A 19,717-nucleotide genomic window follows, 5' to 3' on the forward strand; every position below is an offset into this window, starting at 1 on the left:
GAGATAAAAGAAAAATATGGAATCGAGGATGTAAAGTGGCGAGGATGGATTAATAAAATTGACCATATGATTGAAGATGATGATATAAATTACACTATTCTTGGACTTTATATTTTTAAGAATTATGGAGAAAACTTTACATCTGAAGATGTGGCTGAATCATGGCTTTTTAATCTTCCCATATTTCACACTTATACTGCAGAAAGAGTTGCTTATCAGAATCTTGTAAACCTAATTATGCCTCCAAAATCGGGAGAATTTAGAAACCCTTATAGAGAATGGATTGGTGCTCAAATAAGGGCAGATTTTTGGGGATATATAAATCCAGGAAATCCTAAAAGATCAGCCGAATTTGCATTTAGAGATGCATGTGTATTGCATGTAAAAAATGGAATCTATGGGGAAATGTTTGTGGCATCTTCACTTTCCTGGGCTTTTGTATCGGATAACATAGAAGAAATCATAAAAGTTGGTCTCTCTTTTATACCTAAAAAGAGTAGATCTTATGAATTCATTGAAAAAATCCTTAGCTTTAAGAAAGAGGGAAAATCTTTTGAGAAGGTAAGAGATTATATTTATGAAACCTACGAGAAAAATAGGAAAAACGAAGAATATTGGCATAATTGGTGTCATGTTCTATCAAATGCCCAAATTGTATTTGCATCCCTTTTGTATGGCAACCTTTCATTTGAAAAAGGAATAACAAATGCTGTCTCTTGTGGACTTGATACCGATTGTAATGGGGCAACAGTAGGTTCCATCTTAGGAGCAATATATGGAGCTAAAAATCTTCCAGAATACTGGATAAAACCCTTAAATAACACAGTAGAGTCAGATGTATCTGGCTATAATATTTTTAAAATTTCTGATCTTGCTAAGGAAACACTGGATATAGTTAAAAAGATACAAAATTCAACTTAGAGCATTTCAAAATATTCTCTAATTTTCTGTGCCATCAACTTTCTTCTCTCTTGTAGAAAACTTAAGTAATACATATCATTATCTTCAAGAATACTTATAGATATGCAATGCATCTTAAAGTTTTCTACAAGATCATCAAGATTATCTATACCTCCGTATTTCAAATTCTTAGTCTTGTATTGATATATAAGCTCCTTTATATACTCTTTGGGGGGTTTATTTCCTATAGCCAAATTTATCTCTGACTGGGCCATAACGTAATTAGCTATTTCATTATATTCCTTTCGATCACTAAACCCGATCTTTTTTAGATAATCTTTAGGAAATATATGATGCACATCTCCCTTTATAGAAATAAGATCTTCAACAGTAATATCCTTTGACAAGAAACCTTTATCTTTCATCTTTACTTGAGCTGCAAGAAAAACCTGAAAATAAGGATAATCGCTTGAAGTAATCATACTCTCTGGTAGTGTAACACTCCAAAAAGAATCTGAAAGTTCTGAAGTAAAAATATTATTTATAAATTCCTCAGGATTACTCTCCTCTAATCTTTTAATATCTTCATCAAATTGAGAATCAGATGATCCTGAATACCTTGATGTTAGTATAGATATAACAAACCATTTCCTTACATAAGATTCTATTTTAGCAGGGTGTATCCCTTTCTCCTTTAATGTAACAAATAAATCATATTAAAAATCTAACGGGTTATATGCTCTTATCATAGAACTATCTATGAAACCTTCAGACCTAATTATAATAATAAATTTCTTAAAATTATTCTCTTTTATATAATCAAATAGTCCTTCTCTAAATTTGTTTATAGTATCTTCTATTATCTCTTCTTTATATTCCTTGGTTTTAAAGTCTCTTCCAGATAGTAAAGCAACTAAATCTTGTAATCTACCCCTTTTAAGTTTATAAGTAAATATAGTTCTCAACAAATCCACATATGATGGGTCATATAAATCTCCTTTGTCTTCTCCAAGCCATGCCATCTTTTTAAAATATTCCGTATCAGCAAACTCTTTATCATTTTTAAAAATTTCATTATAAAATTCCGGGTTTTTAGTCAAATTACAAAAATAATCTATAGTCTTAAGAATGATATCTCCCCCATATTTATCATTGACGGCAAACTTCGACATAGCAAAATCGAATTGATTAGACTGGGTACCTTTTGAATTCATTCTAATAAATATCTCTGTGATTTCTTCTAAATCCAATTCTGAATTTAATTCAATAACTCCTACAGGTACATTAACTATACTTCTTAGAGCATCAAGAGACAAAAATATATCATCTTTAATCACATCAGTATTAGACGAAACATATTCTTCTACTAACTTTAAAAAATTAAAATCTAAAAAAAACCTTTGAAATATATAGGATCCATTCTTTATTCTTTTCTATAGCTGTATTTGTTACTTCAAATATCTTTTTCCTGGGATTAAAAGCTATTCTAATTCTTTTCTTCCTGTAGTCTTTATCTACTATCTCTTTACCTAAAATTGCGGTCATAAGAGCTGTAACCCTTTATTGTCCATCTATTAATATCTTTTTACCCTTTGATTGATAATGTCCCATCCTTAGATTTCACATTTGGATTTTGCCGAATAATATATCCCACAGGATTACCCTTATATAATGAATCTATAAAATCTCTAACTTGAGTAGATTCCCAAACAAAAGGTCGTAACATTTCAGGAACTGCCACTTTACCAGATTGAATCCAATAAAGTAATACTGATATAGAATATTGATTAACTGAGAATTTTCGAACAATCATTTCTTATATCCTCCGTCTATTTTATAAAACAGCATTAACATAGAATACCATAACAAAAAGAGGACTTTCAATCCATTAATTTTCTAAATATTACTTAATTTGCCATTTATTAAAAATCATGTCATACTATTGAGAGACAAAATTATCTCCCATTAGGAGGTATATTATGAAAAGGAGATTTATAGTCTTTTCCATTCTTTTCCTTTTGATATTTTCATTTACTTTCTCCAATGATAATAATGTAGTATCCATATCATCAAGCAATAATGCATTTGGTATAGATCTTTATAAAAAGTTAATCTCTGAAGAAAATGGAAATATATTTATATCACCCTATAGCATATCATCTGCTTTAGCTATGACATACGCAGGAGCACGAGGAAATACAGAAAAACAAATGGCTAAAGTATTGTATTTTAACCTTCCTCAAGATGATCTTCACAAAGCTTTTTCTTCCTTAAATGCATACTTTAATAGACCCAACAAAAGTTACCAGTTGGCTATTGCCAACTCTCTTTGGGGGCAATCTAATTATCCTTTCAAAAGTGAATTTATAAGTCTGTTAAACAAATATTATTCAGCAGGATTTAATGAGGTTGATTTTGTAGATGAAGAAAACAGAGAAAAAGCAAGATTATCTATAAATAAATGGGTAGAAGATAAAACAAACAATAAAATTAAAAATTTAATACATCCAGAAGATCTTTCTGCACTAACACGGCTTATACTTGTTAATGCCATCTATTTTAAGGGAAAATGGCAAAATCAATTTGATCCTAAAGAAACAAGAGATATGCCATTTAATTTAGAGAACAAAAAGAAGGTAAATGTGCCAATGATGCATCAGGAAGGACAATTTAATTATACTGAAGATGATAAAGTACAAGTTTTAGAATTACCATATTCTGGAAATGAATTATCCATGGTTATATTCTTACCTAAGGAAGGCATAAGTCTTTCTGATTTTGAGAAAGAACTTTCCATAGAAAGAGTTAATAAATTGTTATCAACCTTAACACAGGAAAAGGTTGATGTATGTATACCAAAATTTAAAATGGAGAAGAGATACCTATTGAATAAACCTCTAATTGAACTTGGTATGAGCGATGCTTTTGATATGATGCTTGCAGATTTTTCAGGAATGACAGGAAGTAAAGATCTTTATATAAGTAAAGTAATACATCAATCCTTTATTGAGGTAAATGAAGAAGGTACAGAAGCTGCAGCAGCTACTGCAGTAATTATGGGGACAAAGGCTATAGCTCCTCAAATTACTGTATTTAAGGCAGACAGACCCTTTATGTTTATTATTCGTGATATAAAAACAAATACCATGCTCTTTATGGGAAGATTTGTAGAGCCTTAAATAAAATTTCACTTTTAACATATACACTTAATCTCTTTCTGATTTATTCCAATAGCTTTCTATAAAATAAAATTCTCTTTACACAACAGTTTTCTTCTAAGCTCTAATTCTCCACGTGCCACCGCAACCTCTTTTGCTTTCAAAAACTCTAAAAGTTCATCTTTTGTCTAGGGTTTCTCTGATTTTTCCTACTTATTTTCATCCTCTATGCTCTGTTTAGATATAGCTTCTGCTATTCTCTTATCAATTTAATAACATTCCCAATATCTACACTATCAATAGGCAATAAAAGACTTTATTTATACTTACTTCCAATTATTTGCTCAATCAAAGGTTGAATATCGCCTTTGCCAATAGCATATAACCCAAAAACCCTTTCATTATCGTATTTTTTTCCCAAGTTGAACAATATATTCTCTAAGTTGTGAAACACTTCCGATAGGCCATGTATTTTTACCACGTTGTTTCCAAAGGCTATTTATCTTGCTTAATAAACCTTCTAAATTTTTCGTCTGTTCACTTCCATCCTTCAATTCGCCAATTAAATTTAATATATCTTCTACTTCACAAATAAACCCTTATCCTTCAATCCATAATTGTCTAAAATTATACAATAAACTTTAAATGCCAATCAGGAATATTTTTGAACTCATCAGGTATTATATCCGTAACAATATAATCTATCTTTTCAAGCGTACATACACGGAAGGGTGCAGAAGTAGCAAATTTACTACTATCTGCCAATAAAACCACCTTGTCTGTCTTTAATATTATAGTTTTTGCAACCTCTGCTTCTTCCATATCAAAAAAGGTAATACCACTTTTTATATCAACACCATTTGCTCCTAAAAAGTAAAAATCAATCTTTCCTATCTCTTGAAAAAATTTTATAACATGTCCACCTATACATTCAAAAGATTTCTCCTTTGTAGTACCTCCAGAGTGTATAAGTTTAAAAGATTTCCTCAGATTAATAACAGCCCAAGCAGAAGTTATAGAGTTAGTTAAAATAGTAAGATCAGATATAGGGCTTTCATCTAAAGCTTGTACCATATAATATATGGTTGTTCCTCCACTCAAGGCAATTACTGCCCCATCTTTTAATAAGGATAAGGCCTTTTTACCTATTTCTTTTTTAGCCTCTTTATTTTCTTCCAATTTAACAAAAAAGGAATTTTCAGAAGTAATTCCTGTAAGGGTAGCTCCTCCTCTTACTCTCTTTATCAATCCTTGACCTTCTAAAAATCTTAAATCTCTTCTTACAGTTATCTCAGAGATACCAAGTTCCTTAGCTATTTCAGGAACAGTGATATATCCTCTTTCTCTAATAAGCTTAATTATTTTATTAAATCTATATTCTTTCATATCAATAAAACCCCATTCTATAAGAAGTATTTAAAATGGCTTTTTTCTATTATATTTGAATAAAAAATGATTGTAAAGAGAATAAAAATCCTCTTTATTTTATAAATTTTTATCCTTTATGATCATAATATGTTGACATATAGGACCAAAAGTGATAAAATTGTAAACAAAAGATAAAGGGAGGTGTTCTAAATGAAAAAAAGCCTTGATTCTCCTTATCACTATTATTTCTCTACTTTTAATTGCTGCTTCTTTTGGTCAAGAAACAGTAACAATTAGGTATGGAGTTTGGATGAGTGAACAGATAGATGGAATTAAAGCACAAATTTCTGCTTTTGAAAAGAAATATCCTAATATTAAAGTAAAACTTGAGCATTTACCATGGGGAGATTATTGGACTAAGTTACAAACTATGTTGGCAGGTGGAGATTGTTGGGATGTTTTCACTATGAATGGTGTTAATTTGAGAGACTACATTGCTAGAAAGTCATAGCAGAACTTACCCCACTCATTAAAAGAGATAAAGTCATTCTCAATGCCTACCCATCTGGAATTCTTAAACTTCACGATGTAAATGGAAGATATTATTCCCTCTCAAGAGATTACGATACTATTGCTATATATTTTAACAAAAAAGCTTTTGATGAAGCTAAAATGAAATATCCAGATACTAACTAGACTTGGGGTGATGTGAAAATGGCTGCTGAAAAGTTAACTAAAAAGGATGCAAAGGGATCTGTATTAAGATATGGTGTTACTGCTCATGGCGGAGCATTAACTACATCTCAAGGATTTATATTTCCATTGATTTTCTCTCTTGATGGAACAATAATAGATAAAGATGGAAAAGCAGTTTTAGATTCCCCTCAAGCAGGAGAAGCAGTTTCTTTTGCAAAAGAATTAACTGAAAAGGGCTTTGCACCTGACCCCGGAGCTGTATCAGAAGATCTATTTATGTCTGGAAGAAGTGCTATGAATTTTGGTGGATCATGTATGCTTGGATATTATGCCCAAAATATCAAAGCCTTTAATTTTGGGATAGCCATGCTTCCAAAATCTAAATTGGGTAAGAGGGCTACTATATCAAATTCCTTAGGTAATGTGATTTGGAGCAAGACTAAAAATTTAGAAGCTGCTTGGACCTTTGTAAAGTGGTTGGCTGGAAAAGAAGCAGCTGAAATACTTGGAAAGACTGGAGCTGTAATCCCAGCCTATAAAGGTGCAGATAAGCTCTGGGTAGAAGGATTTAAGAAATTCGGAAAGGAAAAGGATGCTCAGGTATTTATTGATTCTGTAAAATTTACGAATCCATGGCCACAAGCAGAAGGAGGAAGCGAATGGTTTTCTAAGTGGGAAAGCTATTATCTCCAGGAAATTATAAGTGGAAGACTACCGGTAGAAGATGGTCTTAAACAAGCTGTACAAGAAATAAACGAGATCATAACTAAAGCAAGAGGTCAGTAAAATACAAAAAGTGGGGGAAGTTTTAACTTCCCCCCATATTTTATTTTAGGAGGTTTTTTATGAGGGAACTTGGAGGTATTAAGAGAAGTACGCAGGGATTATATTTTTTTCTTTTTGTCTCTCTTTCTTTAATATTTGCTCTATTAGCTTATTATATTCCCTTTGGTATATCCTTTAAACTTGCTCTTTCAAAATATGATGCTATATCCCCTCCAGAATTTGTTGGACTTGATAATTATAAAAAAATGCTCCAAGATAAAGTATTTTGGACCTCATTAAAAAATTCATTCTTATATACTTTATATGTGGTGCCTCCTGTTTTAATATTAAGTTTCCTTATCGCAGTTGGCCTTAATCAAAATACAAGATTTATAAGAATATTAAGACTATTTTATTTTATGCCTACAGTAACTTCCTCTGTAGCTATAAGCTTTGTATGGGTATGGTTTTACAACCCTGAGTATGGCCTCTTCAATACTTTACTTGGCTTTTTAGGATTTAAAAAATTTATTGGTTGTCAGATCCTAAGACAGCTTTAATTTCTTTAGCCTTAGCAGGTATATGGGGGGATTAAGCTACAACATAATTTTATTCTTAGCAGGACTTCAAAATATACCAAAAACATACTATGAGGCTGCAGAACTTGACGGAGCTTCTAAAAAAGATATCTTACTACATATCACCTTGCCTTTAATGACTCCTATCATATTTTTTGTACTTATTATGCAGATTATAGGTGCAGTACAGATGTTTGAAGGCGTATTTATTATGACCCGTGGTGGTCCGGTTATTCTACACACACCTTAGTATATTATATTTATAGAAATGGATTTAATTGGTTCCGAATGGGTTATGGCTCAGCTCTCTCTTGGGCTCTTTATTTCATTCTTCTTATCTTAACAATTATCCAATTCAAACTTCAAAAGAGGTGGGTTCATTATGAGTAAAAAAATCATATCATTAATTCTATTAATTGGAGCTATCATTATGTTTATTCCATACTGGTTTATGATAGCGGTATCCCTTATGACTATAGAGGAAGCATCCTCAGTTCCACCTCATTTTTTCCCACATAATCCTATTATTGATAACTATAAAGAAATATTTGTAGAATTAGATTTCGGTAGATATTTTTTAAACTCTCTCTTTGTAACCTTGTCCTTGGTATTTTTCCAAATATTTCTTTGTTCTATAGCAGATTATGCGTTTGCAAGACTTTATTTTCCATTTAAAAATGCTATTTTCCTAATATTTCTTTCAGTGATTATGCTACCTGGAATTGTACTCCTTATACCAAAATATATTATTTTAAGAAACTTAGGATTAGTAAACACCTTAACTGGAGTAATCCTTTTAGAAATATTTAGTGTATTTGGTATATTTCTTTATAGACAGCATTTTCTTTCTCTACCCATCGAAATGGAAGAGGCTGCAATTGTAGACGGTGCAAGTGTATGGAGAATACTATGGAATATTATGATGCCTTTGTCAAAACCTGTAACTTTGTCCTTTAGTCTTTTAGTATTTATAATATGGTTGGAATTTGTTCCTATGGCCTCTCATAGTTATTACTTCTCCAGAAAAGAGAACCATTCCAATAGCAATAGCCCTACTACAAGGTCAATATTTCAGTAATTGGGGAGTTATAATGGCAGGAGGCGTTATAGCATCGCTTCCACCAATCATTTTATTCTTATTTACTCAAAAGAGCTTCATAGAAGGAATAATCTTTAGTGGTCTTAAATAAATTTAAATTAGAGAGATGGTAAAAGGGGAGATGATAGAAATGAAAATATGTTTTATTGGAGCAGGTAGTGTAGTATTCACAAGAAATCTTCTGAAAGACTTAAGTTTATTTTCAGAATTTAAAGATTTAGAAGTCGCCTTAATGGATATAGATCCAGAAAGATTAGAAGTGGCAAAAAGAATAGCAGAAGAAACAAAAGCAACTAAAAGATTAAATTGGGATGTAAAAGGCTATTTGGAAATGAAGGATGCAATAAAAAGTTCAAGTTATATCATAAATACGGTACGAATAGGAGGAAAAGAGGCTACATATATATATATATGGATTTTGATATACCTGAAAAATATGGATTAAAACAAACTATTGGTGATACTCATGGTATTGGCGGAATAATGAGATTTCTAAGAACAGCACCATTCTTTAAAGAATTAATAAGAAATATTGAGGAATATGCCCCAAACTCATTACTTATCAATTTTACAAATCCTATGTCCATGAATCAGTGGTTCATAAATGAAATATCAAATATTAAAAATATAGGTTTGTGCCATTCAATACCATATACTATTGAACAATTAGCAAGTTACATTAATGTACCTGTAGAAGAAATAAACTATAAATTTGCTGGAATAAACCATATGGCATGGGTCTTAGTTTTTGAAAGAAAAGGTGAAAATTTATATCCCTACCTATTTAAAGTAATGGGGAAGAAAGAAATTTGAGAAAAAGATCCTGTAAGGTTTGAGATTCTAAAAAGATTTCATTATTTTGTAACTGAATCATCAGAGCATAATGCAGAATATTTCCCTTACTTTTTGAAAGATGAAGAATTAATTAAAAAACTAAATATTCCTATAAGAGAATACATAAGAAGAGTAGAAGAGAATGAAAAAGTATTTGAGACCTTTAAGAATTATTATTTAAGAAATGTAAAAGAAGAATGTGATTTAATAAAAAGATTTTATGGTGATGACAATACAGATACCTCTAAAGAATACGCTGTTCAGATTATTCATGCATATAAAACTAATGAGCCTAAACAAGTCTATGGTATAGTAAGAAATAGAGGAACTATAGAAAACTATCCATATGACTGTATGGTAGAAGTACCATGCTACGTAGATAGAAATGGCATATCTCCCCCCTATGTTGGTAAAATTCCAGCCTAACTTGCATCATTAAACCTATTACAAATAAACGTACAGAGATTAACAGTTAAGAGAGCATTAGAAAGAAATAAAGGCTATATTTACTATACTGCTCTCTTGGACCCAGTAGCCTCTTCTCTCTTACCTCCTGAAAAAATCCAAAAAATGGTAGATGAATTATTTGAAGCTCATAAAAAGTATTTAGGAGATATGTTTGACAATAAGTAGGGGGAATTAAAATATGTGGCTTAGCAAGGATTATCTAAGGAAAAAAGGAGTATATTCCATATGTACATCAAATTCTTTTTTCATAGAGACATCCTTAGAATATGCTGAAGAAAAAGATGATTATATACTAATTGAAGCTACCCCCCATCAAGTAAATCAACATGGGGGGTACTCAGGAATGACTCCTGAAGATTTTAAAAAATTTGTTCATAGACTGATAAAAGAAAAGAATATAAAGGAGGAAAGAGTTACCTTAGGAGGAGACCATTTAGGACCTCTACCTTGGCAAGGAGAAAAAGCCTCTTCAGCGATGAAAAAAGCAAAAGAACTTGTTAAACTATTTATTGAAAATGGATATAAAAAAATACATTTAGATTGTAGCATGCCTTTAGAAGATGATCCTCCCATATTAAATATGGAAACTATTGCAGAGAGAAAAAGAACTTTTAGAAGCAGCAGAAGAAGTTGCAGAAAGATTAAATTTTAAACCAGTATACGTGGTAGGAACAGATGTGCCAGTAGCCAGCGGAGGTGAAGAAGAAGGAATTACCTCAGTAGATGAATTTAAAAAATCAATTTCTTCCTTAAAAAATCCTTTCAGAATTTTCACCGTATATGGGATAGAATTATAGGGTTTGTAGTAATGTTAGGCATAGGTTTTGAGAATGATAAGGTTTTCGATTATGATAGAAAAAAAGTTCTAAATCTTTTAAATAAAGTTAGAGAAGAAAATTTATTTATTGAAGCCCATTCCACTGATTATCAAACTAAAACTCATCTAAGAGAGATGGTAGAAGATGGAATAAGAATTTTAAAAGTTGGCCCTGCTCTTACTGTGTCCTTCAGAAGAGCTATATTTCTTTTAAACTTAATTGAAAACGAATTGATACCAAAAGAAAAAAGATCAAATCTTAAAGAAACTGTTCTACGCGTAATGAAGGAGAATAATAAATATTGGTCTAAATATTACACAGAAGAAAATATTGATATGGATATTTTATATAGCCTATTGGACAGGATAAGATATTATTGGGAATTTCCTGAAATTAAAAAAGCCATTCAAATTTTATTAGAAAACCTTTCTGAAAATATAGATTTGCGAATTATTTATCAATATTTCTATGATGAGTATTACCTAATAAGAAAGAGAGTAATTAAAAATACAGCAATAGATATCATAAAATACGAAATTAAAAAGACCTTAGATGACTATCATTATGCAATTTATATAGTTCTTTAAAATTTCTCCATCTAACACTCCTCCATAGGTCCCTTCTTTGTTACGCTTAAAGCTCCAATCACATTTGCAAGTCTCAATGATTTATTTATATCATATCCTTGCAATATACTTGCTATAAATCCTGCATCAAAACAGTCACCAGCTCCCGCAGGATCAACCTCATCCACTGGATAAGGATCTACCTTATAATATTCCTCTCTATGATAAGTTTCTGCTCACTTTTTTCATTTCTTTATAATAATTGCCTCGACTCCAAATTTTCTTAATCCCCTCAAAGCATCTTATATATTCTGAGTATTGGTTATAGTCATAACTTCCTTCTCTCCAGACATTACTGTACTGGCTTTAGAAAGTATATTTTGAACTGTTTTTAAATATTCTGGGGATAAATCCAATTCAATCCTAATATTAGGATCGAAAAATATAATTTTTCTAAAAGAATAAGCTAAATCAACAGCTTTCATTATAGCATCCCTCATATTTTTACTTATCGCTAAAGAACATCCCATAATATGTAGATATTTTATATTTTTTATCAAATTCTCTGTAATATCTTCTGGAAAAATCTAACTTGCTGTTGAATGGGAAAGATGAAAAATAAATTTTCTTTCTCCATTTGAAAAATATGTAACAAAGGCTATACCAGTAATATATTCCTTAGTCCTTTTTATCAAAGGATCTTCTACACCATCATTTAATAATCTCCTATAAACCATTTCCCAAAAATCATCCTCTCCTATACACCCTATTATTCCTACCTTAAGGCCTAATCTTACTATCTGATCAATAAATATTGCAGGAGCACCACTTGGATAAGGTCCTAAAAATTCTCCAGGATATAAAAAATCCTGATCTATCCTGTTTGCCATCATCTCCACCAAAATCTCCCCTATTGTCAAACATCAAGTTCCATATTATCTATCCCCCTAATTTTAATATTTAATTATATCTCAATTTCCTCACAATACATGATATAAAATATGGTATAATCTTAAAGTGCAAAGAAATAATTTAGGAGGAAACATATGTGTCTCGGAGTACCATTAAAGGTAGTAGAAATTAGAGAAAATAATACCGCCCTTGTGGACATGGGAGGCCCTACTCTTGAGATCAGTACTATCTTTACTCCTGAGGTAAAAGTGGGAGATTACGTTTTAGTACATGCTGGTTTTTCTATTAGTATTCTCACAGAAGAAGAGGCTAAGGATATAGTCTCTGCCTTAGAAGAGATAGAGAAGTAAAGTGGATGTTAAGGAATTAGTTGAAAGAATAAAAAAGATATCCAAAAAAGAGATAAATATAATGGAATTTTGTGGCACCCATACTCATGAAATCTTTCGTTATGGAATTAGACAACTCTTACCTGAAAACATTCATCTTTTATCAGGACCTGGTTGTCCTGTATGTGTAACGTCAGAAGAAGATATTGATTACATAATAGATCTTGCCCAAAATTATGATTTGAGCATTATAACCTTTGGAGATTTAGTAAATGTACCAGGGAATAATGGCAGTCTAAACTATCTAAGAGCAAAAGGTAAAGAGGTAATCGTTGTGTATTCTCCTTTGGAATCTATAAATATAGCTAAACAAAATCCAAATAAAAAATATCTGCTTATAGGAATAGGTTTTGAAACTACAGCTCCAAACTTAGCTTTCACATTAATTAAAGCAAAAGAGGAAAATATTAAAAACCTATATTTTCTTTCATTACATAAATTAACCCCTCCTGCCATGAAAGCAATTTTAGATATGGGAGAAATAAAAATTGATGGGATTATTGGTCCTGGACATGTATCTACAATAATTGGTAGAAAGGGATGGGAAGGACTATTTAAGAATTATAAAATTCCTTTTGTAATAATGGGATTTAAACCTGAAGAGATACTATACGGACTTTATCATTTGGTAAAAATTATAGAAGAAGAAAAGCCAGCACTTATTAATGCCTATGAAAAAAGTGTAAAAGAGGATGGCAATAAAACTGCATTGGAATATATGTACAAGGTATTCAAAAAAGGAAGCTCCAGTTGGAGAGGCTTAGGAATCATAGAAGAAAGTGGACTTATTTTAAATGAGATATTTGAAGAGTTTGACATCCAAAAAATATATCCTCGAAGTTCAAAAACTATAAAATCAAATAGTTATTGTCGATGTGGGGAAGTTTTAAGAGGAGTAATAAAACCTATAGATTGTCCTCTCTTTGGGAAATCCTGTACACCTGAAAGCCCTAAAGGACCATGCATGGTATCCTCAGAGGGTACCTGCTCTGCTTATTACCTTTACGGAGGAGAATAAATGGAAGATATTATCCTTCTTAGCCATGGGAATGGTGGGGAAGCAACAAGGAAACTTATTGAAGAAGAGATATTGAAATATCTTGGAAATGAGATTTTAGAAGAACTCTTAGATTCTGCTCTTATAGATATAAAAGGAAAGGTTGCCTTTACTACAGATTCTTTTGTGGTATCACCTATCTTCTTTAAAGGGGGAGATATTGGAAAACTCTCTATATACGGTACCATAAATGATCTTTCAGTAATGGGCGCAAAACCTCTTTATATAAGTGTAGGATTTATCCTTGAAGAAGGACTAACTTTAAAGGATTTCAGAAAAATATTGGAATCTATGAGGTCTGCCATAGAAGAATGTAATGTTAAAGTAGTAACTGGTGATACGAAGGTGGTAGAAAAAGGTAAAGGAGATAAGATTTACATAAACACTACAGGAATTGGCATAATAGAAGATGGGATAAGCTGGCATGGTAGAAAAATAGAAGAAGGTGATATCGTAATCATAAATGGAGAGATTGGAGAACATGGATTATCCATAATGATGGAAAGATTGGGAATAAAAACTGAAGAAGTAAAATCTGACCTTGCTCCACTACATAACCTGACCCTTCCACTTTTAAAAATCAGTAGTGGAATAAAATTTATGAGAGATCCAACAAGAGGAGGAGTTGCTGGAGTATTAAATGAGATTGCCCAAAAATATAATGTGGAAATTGATATAGATGAGGAAAAAATACCTGTAAAACCATGGGTTAAAAATGCCAGTGAGATTCTCGGTATAGATCCCCTATATTCTGCTAATGAAGGAAAAGTAATTATCGTTGCAGATAAAAAAGAGGAGAAAAAAATCATGGAATTTCTGAGAAATCATCCTTTAGGACAAAAAGCACAGGTAATTGGAGAAATAAATGGTATGGGAAAAAGAGTGTACTTGAAAACTAAAATGGGGACAAAAAGGATAATAGATCCCCTTAAAAAGGACCTTTTACCAAGAATCTGCTAATATTGCTTAATACAATTAATTCACTATCTAAAATTTTCAATTCTTACTGCTATATAAGGTTTACCAGGAAGCTCTATCTTTACTTTACCTTCATATAGCTCCTTTAAAGAAGTTATTGTCATATTTCACGTATCAATTATGTCTATTTTATATTTTTGTCCTTGAGGCAAGTTAATTGTCCTTTCTGCTGGTCTTGCATTTCCAAAATACATTAAATAAAAATCTCCTTCTTTTCATCCACATATCACATCCCAGCTAGTCAAACTAGTTGGGTTTATTTCGTCCACCGGTGCTCCTTCAACTATCTTTTTTAAAAATTTTATTCTTTCAGGACTTTCGCCACGTAGTTCTCCTCCCTTTGCCCACCAAAGTATGTCTTCTGGGTGTAAATAAGTTTCACCATGAGTTACATACCCTCCTCTTACAACACCTTCCCAAAATCTGCGTACCAATTCTTCAGCAGTAAGATTGCCCCAGCCATACTCAATGTTGCCTTCGTATCCGCATTCATCTATTAATACGGGTTTTTTATACTGTTCTCGCCACTTACCTATGTCACCCAAGTAATGTGTCTGGACACTTAAGTGAGTAACCCAAGGTTTACTATGGTCATAAAAATTGACCATGTTATGAATAGATTTAAATGTTGATATGGATCAGACTCTTGTACAACCTTAAAATATCTATTCCAGTCAGTTATATTTTTTTATTCAAATGCATCATATTCATTAGCCAGTGACCACCACACATTTCTGAAAGCTGAAAGACGTGCTACAATATATCTTAAATATCTTTCATCATTTTCTCTTCCCATATTCGCAAATCCCCATCTATCATATGGATGAAAAAGAATTATGTCTGCTTCTATTCCAAGTTCCATGAGATCTTTAACTCTTTTCTCCAAATGTCTAAAAAATTGAGGATTAAACCTTGAAAAATCCCATCCTTTTTCTACACTGGCTTCAAAAGGATAATACAAAGGTTCATTATTGTTAAAAGGATAATGCTTTGGAAAAAACACACATGCGTATCTTATTGAAAGGAGATTTTTTAAGCGTTTCAAGAGTCTTTTCCTGTAAATACTCTGGTTGACGTATCCATGCATAACAAGTTGTTCCAAAAGGATGGTAAGGAGTACCATCTTCATAACAGAAATGATAATTATTCTTAATTCTTACAGGACCATGGGTTCCCAGTAGATGTTTTGACACATTCAAATTCACCTCTTTTATTATCAAGTTCGGGTCTGTTGCTTAGTGTTATATATTCCCATCTATCTTCGCTATCTGGCACAAATCTTATCTTATATATCCCTTCACCATCATAAAAACCATCAACTATTATCTCTCTGTAATTATGTTCAAAAATGGCTTGTAGTTTCACATCAACAAATGGATTACCGTTAACTGGACCTCGAAGATTTACTTCAAAAATTCCCCATTTCTCTACAATAAATTTATCCATATGTATTCCAATAACATCTTACTGATGGATATGTATATTCCACCCCAAATATTTACTAAGTGCTTCTTTTATTAATTTCGCAACTCTACCTCTTCCCATAGCAACATGATGTTCAAAACCATTTTCGCATATATATCTCATTAACTCTTACAAATTTGGCACATAAAATACTCCATGACCACCATACGTACTAAGAGGATCATCTGTAAATTCTCCTTATCCAACATACCCCTTTATTATACCTTGAGAATCATCTGTACTAATCCTTAAATAGGTCATATCACCCTTTGCTATCCTACCTTTAATACAACCAAAGCACCTTTCATACCCTAATGTAGCCCCAAGAAGTTCAAGAGTTCCTATAGTATGTTCTTTTCCTAAAAAACTTTTTGCAAAAGCAGAACAATGAAACGCTACACCTTTATTAATCGCATCCTCAGAATTATTATTCCAATCAACAAGCCCAGTAGGTATTCCAGTTGCATAGTACAAAATCAACATACTCAAAGCACCTGTGATATCAGTTTCGCAAGCAAAAGGAATTCCATTTTCGGTTAAAATACTCATAGGAAGACATAAGGCTACTCCATAATTATATTGTAAAGACTGCCAACATTGTATTGCTCCTGCTTTACAATTATGTAACTCTAAAAAGTATTCTATTGCTGTCAAAAGTTTAGCAGATTTTTCTAATTTTTCATTCTCTTCTTTTTTTATATTTCAGTAATTCTTTATTTTTTCAATATTATCTTTAACCTTAGAATTATCCAAATTCGATGAATTAGCATAAGCTATAACTTCGGATAAATCTACTGGAACAACATTTATCCCAAATCTTTGTAACAATTTTTCAGAATACCTTACAGTTCTAAAAGGAGCAGACCTTGTTCCTATCTGCAAAATATTTATATTTTTCAATCCATCTACTATATTGCAAATAGCATTAAATTGCCTCAAATCATCCTCAAACACACTATCTTCTACATCACAAGTATGCTTAGTAGTAGTAAACTTTATACCCAATTGATATAAATTATTACAAACAGAAATTTTTCCACAAAAAGCATCTCCTCTATTTTCTACTTGCATTTTATCTAAATGATCATTAAAAGCATGAATCAAAATAGGAACATTAAGCTCTGAAAGTTTATGGCTGTAGCAACAGCTGTTTCATCCCCAAAATTTGGTAAACTAACAATTATCCCTTTTATTTTATCTCTATTCTCTTTAAACAAATTTGAGCACTTGATCGCTCCATCTAAAGAATCTACTAATCCATTATTTGAATTTTCTAATGATAATATAATGTATTTAAACCTAATTCATCTAATTTTTTCAATAATCTTCTTCTGCCCTCAATTGATAATTCCGAATTAAAAAATGATCTTGAAGATACTATATACTCTAAAATATTTATTATCCATAATAGATAAACCTCCTCTTTTTAAACTTTTATTAATTGATCTTGTTAAGATTTAGAAATCTCTTTAACACTTTTCCTCTCTATAAGATCTGTCTTCACTTCTATTTTTACTCTTTCTTCGTACCTATGTATGATTCTATCTATTAATCTACTTACAGCAATTTTCCCCATTCTTTGCTTGTAAACTCTTAGAGTCGTTATAGGTGGTTCACATATCTCACAAAAAGGCATGTCATCGATACCAATAATAGAAACATCATCAGGTATTTTAATTCCATGCTCTTTTAATGCTTTTATCGCTCCAAAAGCAATAATATCATTCGCAGCAACAAAAGCTGTAGGAAGATTAGGTTTCCTTTTCATAATTTCATTCATATCACGATAAGATCCATCCAATGTTGGCTCCAAATTCAAAATATAATCTCTTTTTAATATAAAACCATATTGTTTGATTGCTTTTTCAAAACCTTCTCTTCTCTCCTCAAAGTTCTTAATCCATACTGAACTATCAAGATATCCAATTTCTCTATGACCCTTTTTAATCAAATAAACAGTTGCGTTATATATTGCTTCTGTATTAGAAATTATTACAAAATCCATTTTAGGATTTTCTAAATAACTGTCTAAGACAACAATTGGAAGATCTATATCCTCAAATACTGCTAAATCTTTAGAATACATTTCTGTTGCTAATAGAAGAATACCATCTACCGGAGTTTCTTTTATTAATTGTACCATTTTTGATACATCTACTGCTTGTTCGTTAATATAAGATATTAGCAAATTAAAACCTTCATCTCTCGCTTCTTGTTCTATTCCCTCTATTAAAGCAGAAAAGAAAGGCGTATCTCCAACTACCTTACCGTGTTTCTTATATACTATGAATCTTATATGTTTACTTAGCTCTCTAGTTTTCCTTAATGTATGCCTTTTATAATCATATCCGAGCTCTATCACCTTGTTAATTACCTTTTGCCTAGTTTCTTCGCTTACTCCTGGCTTATTATTAAGAACAAGAGAAACTGTAGCAGAAGAAACCCCTACTATCTTTGCGATATCCTTTATTCTTATTTTCATTTTAGTTACCCTCAATCTAATTTTAACGAAATTCATATATATTATCTCATTTTAGTTAATAATTACAAAATTACCTACTAAATAAAAGAACACTTTCAATAGCTTTTTTCCAACCTTCATACAATTTTTCTCTCTCTTTTTCTTCCATAACATTCATATATACTTTTTTCATGTTTTATTAAATTCAAAACTTCACTTTCACCATGCCAAATTTTTATACCTAAACCTGCTAACATCATCGAGCCAAGTGCGGAAACTTCTTCAAGCTTATTAACATACACAGGCACACCCAAAATATCAGCTTGAAATTGCATAAGAAATTCACTTTTAGTAGCTCCACCATCTGCTCTTAAACTTTTTATATCTATATTAAAAGCTTCCTTCATAGCCTCAATTACATCTCTTATTTGATATGTAATAGCTTCTTGAGCAGCTCGAACAATATGAGCCTTTTGAGTATTAACACTCATTCCTACTATTGCAGCTTTTGCTTTACTATTCCAATATGGAGAAGCCAAACCAGTAAAAGCAGGTACAAAATAAACACCTTCATTACTACTAAGTTGCTTAGCTAAATCAGAACAATCCTTTTCAGATTCAATAAGTTTTAAATTATCAACTAACCATTTCAATATAGCTCCTGAAAAATTTATGTTTCCTTCAATAACGTAATTTACCTTATCCTTTACACCCCATGCAATAGAAGTAGAAAGCTTATCTGAAATAACTATTTCATCTCCTGTATTCATCATTACAGAAGAACCCGTACCATATGTAGCTTTTATATCCCCACCTTTCCAACAGCCTTGACCAAATAAAGCTCCTTGTGAGTCTCCTATAACACCACATATAGGAACAGGTTTAGGAAATATTCCATTTTTAAGTTGTGAGATTTTCACAATTAAAAATTTTAATTTTATTTACTAAACAACTGAATTTATATTATGTAATATAAAATCTTTGATAAGACCATTGTACATTATTATAACTATTTTTCTAATATCCTACTCTTCCCTATTTTTAAAAATGTTTAGCTAAATTTTAATACAGTTTTAAGATAATGTTAAGTATCTTTTAAATAAATTTAATTTTTTTAATTAATATTTAGTCTTTTTTAAAAGTTTTAATTGAGTAATACTGACTTTACAGTAATCATCCTAAAAGATATAAAATTGATATAATATT

21 protein-coding genes and 5 pseudogenes are annotated in these 19,717 nt (G+C 31.3%); 13 read left to right on the plus strand and 13 right to left on the minus strand.

Translation table 11 applies throughout. The features are described 5' to 3' along the window. The first annotated feature begins 57 nt into the window (after positions 1 to 57). Complete coding sequence (locus tag ACY3JO_RS00510; RefSeq protein ID WP_463085679.1) at positions 58 to 921, plus strand: ADP-ribosylglycohydrolase family protein; 864 nt, start codon at positions 58 to 60, stop codon at positions 919 to 921. On the opposite strand, the gene ACY3JO_RS00515 is transcribed toward ACY3JO_RS00510, so the two are convergent. From ACY3JO_RS00515 to ACY3JO_RS00530, 4 genes are all read right to left on the minus strand, one after another. Next, entirely contained in the window at positions 918 to 1,382 is a 465-nt protein-coding gene (locus ACY3JO_RS00515; protein WP_463084870.1) for a hypothetical protein, read from the minus strand. The two genes, ACY3JO_RS00510 and ACY3JO_RS00515, sit on opposite strands and share 4 nt — an antisense overlap. A 234-nt stretch (positions 1,383 to 1,616) precedes the next feature. Next, entirely contained in the window at positions 1,617 to 2,216 is a 600-nt protein-coding gene (locus tag ACY3JO_RS00520; RefSeq protein WP_463084871.1) for a hypothetical protein, read from the minus strand. A 64-nt stretch (positions 2,217 to 2,280) separates the two neighbouring features. Next, a complete protein-coding gene (locus ACY3JO_RS00525) occupies positions 2,281 to 2,445 on the minus strand; it encodes a hypothetical protein (RefSeq protein ID WP_463084872.1) in 165 nt (54 codons plus the stop codon). Between the two features lie 40 nt (positions 2,446 to 2,485). Beyond that, positions 2,486 to 2,713: a hypothetical protein gene (locus tag ACY3JO_RS00530; protein WP_463084873.1), complete on the minus strand. Its 228-nt coding sequence runs from the start codon at positions 2,711 to 2,713 to the stop codon at positions 2,486 to 2,488. Positions 2,714 to 2,879: 166 nt separating this feature from the next. Between ACY3JO_RS00530 and ACY3JO_RS00535 the strand changes: the two genes are divergently transcribed. Next, positions 2,880 to 4,079: a serpin family protein gene (locus ACY3JO_RS00535; protein WP_463084874.1), complete on the plus strand. Its 1,200-nt coding sequence runs from the start codon at positions 2,880 to 2,882 to the stop codon at positions 4,077 to 4,079. A 606-nt stretch (positions 4,080 to 4,685) separates the two neighbouring features. Here the strand turns inward: ACY3JO_RS00535 and ACY3JO_RS00540 are convergent. Next, entirely contained in the window at positions 4,686 to 5,444 is a 759-nt protein-coding gene (locus ACY3JO_RS00540; RefSeq protein ID WP_463084875.1) for a DeoR/GlpR family DNA-binding transcription regulator, read from the minus strand. A gap of 205 nt (positions 5,445 to 5,649) precedes the next feature. Between ACY3JO_RS00540 and ACY3JO_RS00545 the strand changes: the two genes are divergently transcribed. From ACY3JO_RS00545 to ACY3JO_RS00580, 8 genes and pseudogenes are all read left to right on the plus strand, one after another. After that, positions 5,650 to 5,937: an extracellular solute-binding protein gene (locus ACY3JO_RS00545; RefSeq protein ID WP_463084876.1), complete on the plus strand. Its 288-nt coding sequence runs from the start codon at positions 5,650 to 5,652 to the stop codon at positions 5,935 to 5,937. A gap of 203 nt (positions 5,938 to 6,140) precedes the next feature. Further along, the gene (locus ACY3JO_RS00550; protein WP_463084877.1) at positions 6,141 to 6,908 is read left to right on the plus strand and encodes an extracellular solute-binding protein; all 768 of its coding nucleotides are present in this window, start codon (positions 6,141 to 6,143) and stop codon (positions 6,906 to 6,908) included. 59 nt (positions 6,909 to 6,967) lie between these two features. Next, positions 6,968 to 7,447, plus strand: coding sequence for a carbohydrate ABC transporter permease (locus tag ACY3JO_RS00555; protein WP_463084878.1), 480 nt, complete (start codon positions 6,968 to 6,970; stop codon positions 7,445 to 7,447). Positions 7,448 to 7,469: 22 nt separating this feature from the next. Continuing rightward, positions 7,470 to 7,715 carry a carbohydrate ABC transporter permease gene (locus tag ACY3JO_RS00560; RefSeq protein WP_463084879.1) on the plus strand — a complete coding sequence of 82 codons (246 nt, stop codon included), beginning with the start codon at positions 7,470 to 7,472 and terminating at the stop codon, positions 7,713 to 7,715. A gap of 132 nt (positions 7,716 to 7,847) precedes the next feature. Beyond that, a complete protein-coding gene (locus ACY3JO_RS00565) occupies positions 7,848 to 8,543 on the plus strand; it encodes a carbohydrate ABC transporter permease (RefSeq protein ID WP_463084880.1) in 696 nt (231 codons plus the stop codon). Positions 8,544 to 8,694: 151 nt separating this feature from the next. Then, positions 8,695 to 9,009, plus strand: a complete 315-nt coding sequence (locus ACY3JO_RS00570; protein WP_463084881.1) for a family 4 glycosyl hydrolase — start codon at positions 8,695 to 8,697, stop codon at positions 9,007 to 9,009. Continuing rightward, a pseudogene (locus ACY3JO_RS00575) lies at positions 8,976 to 9,824 on the plus strand (family 4 glycosyl hydrolase). Before ACY3JO_RS00570 ends, ACY3JO_RS00575 begins: the two are co-directional and overlap by 34 nt. A 220-nt stretch (positions 9,825 to 10,044) precedes the next feature. Continuing rightward, positions 10,045 to 11,271, plus strand: a pseudogene (locus ACY3JO_RS00580) (class II D-tagatose-bisphosphate aldolase non-catalytic subunit). A gap of 11 nt (positions 11,272 to 11,282) precedes the next feature. On the opposite strand, the pseudogene ACY3JO_RS00585 reads toward ACY3JO_RS00580, so the two are convergent. From ACY3JO_RS00585 to ACY3JO_RS00595, 3 genes and pseudogenes are all read right to left on the minus strand, one after another. After that, positions 11,283 to 11,465: pseudogene (locus ACY3JO_RS00585) on the minus strand (carbohydrate kinase family protein); the annotation flags it as partial. An 87-nt stretch (positions 11,466 to 11,552) separates the two neighbouring features. Continuing rightward, positions 11,553 to 11,735, minus strand: a complete 183-nt coding sequence (locus ACY3JO_RS00590) for a hypothetical protein (protein WP_463084882.1) — start codon at positions 11,733 to 11,735, stop codon at positions 11,553 to 11,555. A gap of 102 nt (positions 11,736 to 11,837) precedes the next feature. Continuing rightward, positions 11,838 to 12,143, minus strand: coding sequence for a PfkB family carbohydrate kinase (locus ACY3JO_RS00595; protein WP_463084883.1), 306 nt, complete (start codon positions 12,141 to 12,143; stop codon positions 11,838 to 11,840). A gap of 153 nt (positions 12,144 to 12,296) precedes the next feature. On the opposite strand from ACY3JO_RS00595, the gene ACY3JO_RS00600 reads away from it, so the two are divergent. From ACY3JO_RS00600 to hypE, 3 genes are read left to right on the plus strand one after another with little or no spacing between them, the layout of a single operon-like run. After that, positions 12,297 to 12,512, plus strand: coding sequence for a HypC/HybG/HupF family hydrogenase formation chaperone (locus ACY3JO_RS00600; protein WP_463084884.1), 216 nt, complete (start codon positions 12,297 to 12,299; stop codon positions 12,510 to 12,512). Between the two features lies 1 nt (position 12,513). Beyond that, positions 12,514 to 13,569 (plus strand): hydrogenase formation protein HypD, encoded by a 1,056-nt coding sequence (gene hypD, locus ACY3JO_RS00605; protein ID WP_463084885.1) that lies wholly within the window; start codon positions 12,514 to 12,516, stop codon positions 13,567 to 13,569. Then, the gene (hypE, locus tag ACY3JO_RS00610) at positions 13,570 to 14,568 is read left to right on the plus strand and encodes a hydrogenase expression/formation protein HypE (RefSeq protein ID WP_463084886.1); all 999 of its coding nucleotides are present in this window, start codon (positions 13,570 to 13,572) and stop codon (positions 14,566 to 14,568) included. A 23-nt stretch (positions 14,569 to 14,591) separates the two neighbouring features. Here hypE and ACY3JO_RS00615 read toward each other — a convergent pair. From ACY3JO_RS00615 to ACY3JO_RS00635, 5 genes and pseudogenes are all read right to left on the minus strand, one after another. Further along, a pseudogene (locus ACY3JO_RS00615) lies at positions 14,592 to 16,032 on the minus strand (DUF5605 domain-containing protein). A gap of 18 nt (positions 16,033 to 16,050) precedes the next feature. Further along, positions 16,051 to 16,599, minus strand: a pseudogene (locus tag ACY3JO_RS00620) (hypothetical protein). 153 nt (positions 16,600 to 16,752) lie between these two features. After that, positions 16,753 to 17,154: a hypothetical protein gene (locus tag ACY3JO_RS00625; RefSeq protein ID WP_463084887.1), complete on the minus strand. Its 402-nt coding sequence runs from the start codon at positions 17,152 to 17,154 to the stop codon at positions 16,753 to 16,755. Between the two features lie 346 nt (positions 17,155 to 17,500). Continuing rightward, positions 17,501 to 18,532 carry a LacI family DNA-binding transcriptional regulator gene (locus tag ACY3JO_RS00630; protein ID WP_463084888.1) on the minus strand — a complete coding sequence of 344 codons (1,032 nt, stop codon included), beginning with the start codon at positions 18,530 to 18,532 and terminating at the stop codon, positions 17,501 to 17,503. Positions 18,533 to 18,648: 116 nt separating this feature from the next. Continuing rightward, positions 18,649 to 19,431: an FGGY-family carbohydrate kinase gene (locus ACY3JO_RS00635; protein WP_463084889.1), complete on the minus strand. Its 783-nt coding sequence runs from the start codon at positions 19,429 to 19,431 to the stop codon at positions 18,649 to 18,651. Positions 19,432 to 19,717: the final 286 nt, after the last annotated feature.

Source organism: Dictyoglomus sp. LHC4 (assembly GCF_055181355.1).